Annotated in this window: 5 protein-coding genes and 1 pseudogene; 2 read left to right on the top strand and 4 right to left on the bottom strand. The window is 37.3% G+C overall.

What is annotated here, in order from left to right:
- Both BHE89_RS27080 and BHE89_RS13100 read right to left on the bottom strand, forming a co-directional pair.
- Positions 1 to 167, bottom strand: a pseudogene (locus tag BHE89_RS27080) (MurR/RpiR family transcriptional regulator); the annotation flags it as partial.
- Positions 168 to 362: 195 nt separating this feature from the next.
- Positions 363 to 608, bottom strand: coding sequence for a DUF2543 family protein (locus BHE89_RS13100; protein ID WP_036914285.1), 246 nt, complete (start codon positions 606 to 608; stop codon positions 363 to 365).
- Between the two features lie 124 nt (positions 609 to 732).
- On the opposite strand from BHE89_RS13100, the gene BHE89_RS13095 reads away from it, so the two are divergent.
- Positions 733 to 1,449, top strand: coding sequence for an RluA family pseudouridine synthase (locus tag BHE89_RS13095; protein ID WP_069369466.1), 717 nt, complete (start codon positions 733 to 735; stop codon positions 1,447 to 1,449).
- A gap of 10 nt (positions 1,450 to 1,459) precedes the next feature.
- Here the strand turns inward: BHE89_RS13095 and BHE89_RS13090 are convergent, their stop codons facing one another.
- On the bottom strand, positions 1,460 to 1,942 hold the full coding sequence (locus BHE89_RS13090; RefSeq protein WP_069369465.1) for a cold-shock protein: 483 nt from the start codon (positions 1,940 to 1,942) through the stop codon (positions 1,460 to 1,462).
- A 93-nt stretch (positions 1,943 to 2,035) separates the two neighbouring features.
- A complete protein-coding gene (locus BHE89_RS13085; RefSeq protein WP_069369464.1) occupies positions 2,036 to 2,569 on the bottom strand; it encodes a DUF2058 domain-containing protein in 534 nt (177 codons plus the stop codon).
- A gap of 185 nt (positions 2,570 to 2,754) precedes the next feature.
- On the opposite strand from BHE89_RS13085, the gene yajD reads away from it, so the two are divergent.
- Positions 2,755 to 3,102 carry an HNH nuclease YajD gene (yajD, locus tag BHE89_RS13080; RefSeq protein WP_069369463.1) on the top strand — a complete coding sequence of 116 codons (348 nt, stop codon included), beginning with the start codon at positions 2,755 to 2,757 and terminating at the stop codon, positions 3,100 to 3,102.
- Positions 3,103 to 3,257 lie beyond the last annotated feature (155 nt).

Genomic DNA, 3,257 nt, shown 5'->3' with positions numbered 1-3,257 from the left:
CTAATTTTTGCGATAAATTAATGATAACCGTTTTTGATACAAAAGGTTTTGGCGACTAGATCATTAATATTTAAATACGGAATATCCGCAATATTATCGGTGAGATACTTTAATACTTTCTTTTCGCTGATCGTTAAATTGTCATAATTTTTTAAAAAATCCAGCATATCTCACCTAATAAATTAATCTAAAACATCTGATGAAAACAGCAAACATAAAAAGCAGTTCTGTTCTTTCTGCGAGTTTATATGAAATTAAAGTGCATAACGAGTATACGTTAAATCATACAGTTATATAGGAGCAGAGTATTATTTTGTGAATTAGGATAATAATGAGCTCATTTTTTATGAGCCCAATACGTATTATTCGTTACCCCAGCGATTAAGAAACATGGCGATATCATCAATGCGTTTTTTATCAATACCCGCTTCTTTTGCCATCTCTTGCTGTGCGTTTTCGCTAATTTCTTCGTTATTCATTAATCGTGTAAGTAATAACTGGAAGTAGAGAGCAAGTGCATCTTCTTCTGCTTCAGCAACAGGCTCTATCGATTCCATCGCATACTCTTCGACCATATCATAATATTTAAAATGAATGTCATTGTTCATAAGTTGTCCCCAAGGATTAACGTTTATACTCGTCGTATTCAAATGAGTAAGAGTATATCTCTACATTCGCCTGTTAGCCTAAAATTCGCTATCATCCACTTCCTTCTTTTTTGCGGATAAGCTGATGTCTACGATTATTGATACTTTTATTGCTCCACCTTGCCATGATGAAATCGAGATCCTTTATCAAGATGAGCATTTAGTACTTATCAATAAACCAACTGGACTATTGAGCTTATCAGGAAAAAATCCACAAAACATCGACTCGGTACATTATCGATTAGTGAAGCTATTTCCAGACTGTACTCTTGTTCATCGCCTTGATTTTGGTACTTCTGGTGTGATGGTTGTGGCGCGCAATAAAGCAATCAACGCGCTTTTGTGTCAACAATTTAGTCTACGCAGAGTAACCAAAGTATACAACGCACTACTGTGCGGGCATTTAGATGAGAATGAAGGAATTATCGATGCGCCGATTGCAAAAGATCCATCTCTGTTTCCACGCATGTCGATTTGCCCCACTAATGGCAAACCTGCACGCTCTCGTTATCGTGTTATTGCGCGTTTTTATCAGACGTTAGAAGATGGAACATTATTGCCTCTAACGCGGGTACAATTTATGCCTGAAACAGGAAGGACACACCAACTTCGCATTCACAGCCAGTTTATAGGGCATCCTATTTTAGGTTGTGATTTATATGGCGGAGGCAACGAAGGTTTAATTGAAGAAAGGAAAGGAACAGAACGGACTCCGCGACTTATGCTTCATGCGAGTGAACTTCATTTTGTCCACCCCATTAGCCAAACACCCATAAAAGCGTGCAGTGAGAGCCCGTTTTAGCTATCGATATTTACAGTTTAAGTGCCTTTATTGTTTCATCGATATCGAGCTCATCTTCAGTAAAAATGATTTCTGTTCCGTGCATAGTGGTGATCGCAAGCTTTCTCAACGTGCGCATGTTATTCGCGCCATCCGCTGATTTTGGTCTGATGCTATTCATTAAGGTACCAACAGAAAGTACCGTATTTTCTTTATTGATATGCGTATCTGCAGATATCTCTTCACTATAAATTCGAAATGACTTAATGGATGCTAGTTTAACTCGCTCACCTGCAATATAAACGTATTTACTGTCTGGGATCACTTTCACTGCGTAAGCAGACAAGCCTTTCGTATTTGTGGTTGGTTCAAACGTGACATTGGCATCTGTCTTTATCAAAGCAGGGTTGGCAACTTTAATCACATGAAAATAACGGTTATCACCGTTTTCATCTTTAATAAATCCAAAACCTTTATCTTCAAACCACTTTGTGATTATTCCGTTCATTGCCATTATCGCCTACTTAATCGTTTATCTACAAAAATGTCCAGACGCAGTATAAAGCACAATGCGTATACAGACTATGCTTATAAACCACTTTGCTCATCACCACATCAAATCATCTGGAATTTTAAAATCAGCATAAGGATCGTCTTCATCTTGTTCTGTTTCGCTAAGTGCGTTATTTAACAAGATACAGTCCACATCTCGTTGGGTAATTTTATCCGCGACACTGGCAGGAATAATTGCGTATTCCGTTTTATCTGCGTTATCCAGACGCGCAATGGCGAGTCGTCCACTAATCAATTGAGATTGCGTCAGTTTATCCACCACAATATTTTTAATCACATTATTGTCAGTGAAGTTAAAGTCAATATCGCCTTTTGATGGCGTAATTTTATTCATTTCAATAAGTTGCTTAACTTGCGCTTTATATTCTTTAGATAAAGTGGCTTGTTTTTGTTGCTCACTAAGCCGTTTATCTCGCTCAAGCTGCGCTTTTTTATTTTCTTCTACGGCTTCTCTTGCTTCTCGCGCTTGAACGCGTGATTTTTTTGCTGTTCTTTGGACTTTTGCCATTTTTTTACTGGTCACAAGCCCAGCTTTTAACATTTGCTCTTGTAAGGTAAGTTTTGCCATTGTTATGCCTAAATTTGCTCAATCACTTTTGAAATTATACCTGTAATTTCCAAGAGTGCATTAGATTGTAAGATGAGTCAGTTAAGAGAGGAAATAGACCTTGTGAGATTTGAACCTATCCGTGCATTCAGAGTATATTGGAAAAACTATTATCAAACTTTCGCTTATAACAGGTAATACTAACAATGGCTCTGATCCCAAAAAACTATGCACGGTTGGAAAGTGGCTACCGTGAAAAAGCACTGAAAATCTATCCATGGGTGTGTGGACGTTGTGCGCGTGAATTTGTCTACTCGAACTTACGTGAACTCACCGTTCATCATATTGATCACGACCACACCAATAACCCAGAAGATGGTAGTAACTGGGAATTATTGTGTCTGTTTTGCCATGATCATGAACATTCAAAATACACAGAAGCAGACCAATATGGCACAACGGTTATCGCTGGTGAAGATGCACAAGATGATATAGGTGCAGCCACTTATAACCCTTTTGCTGATTTAAAATCGATGCTTAATAAGAAAAAATAGAGAACACAATGTCTGCTTTATCGTAAAGCAGACTATTTAACAAAATTTTGAGCTGTATATTATCCGTCTCAAAATCCGTCTTCTATGCCAAAATAAGCTAAAAAGAGAAGAATTGAATAAATAATAAAATCAATAATCGTTGTTTTTAATAAAAT

Source organism: Shigella sp. FC1967 (genome assembly GCF_001743005.1).
Taxonomy (GTDB): domain Bacteria; phylum Pseudomonadota; class Gammaproteobacteria; order Enterobacterales; family Enterobacteriaceae; genus Proteus.
This window is presented reverse-complemented; position numbering and strand designations above follow the sequence as displayed.

Bases quoted from the DNA above. Each gene is read 5' to 3' on its own strand.
- BHE89_RS13090 (WP_069369465.1), bottom strand. From the start codon at position 1,942: ATGGCAATGAACGGAATAATCACAAAGTGGTTTGAAGATAAAGGTTTT.
- BHE89_RS13085 (WP_069369464.1), bottom strand. From the start codon at position 2,569: ATGGCAAAACTTACCTTACAAGAGCAAATGTTAAAAGCTGGGCTTGTG.
- yajD (WP_069369463.1), top strand. From the start codon at position 2,755: ATGGCTCTGATCCCAAAAAACTATGCACGGTTGGAAAGTGGCTACCGT.
- BHE89_RS13095 (WP_069369466.1), top strand. From the start codon at position 733: ATGTCTACGATTATTGATACTTTTATTGCTCCACCTTGCCATGATGAA.
- BHE89_RS13100 (WP_036914285.1), bottom strand. From the start codon at position 608: ATGAACAATGACATTCATTTTAAATATTATGATATGGTCGAAGAGTAT.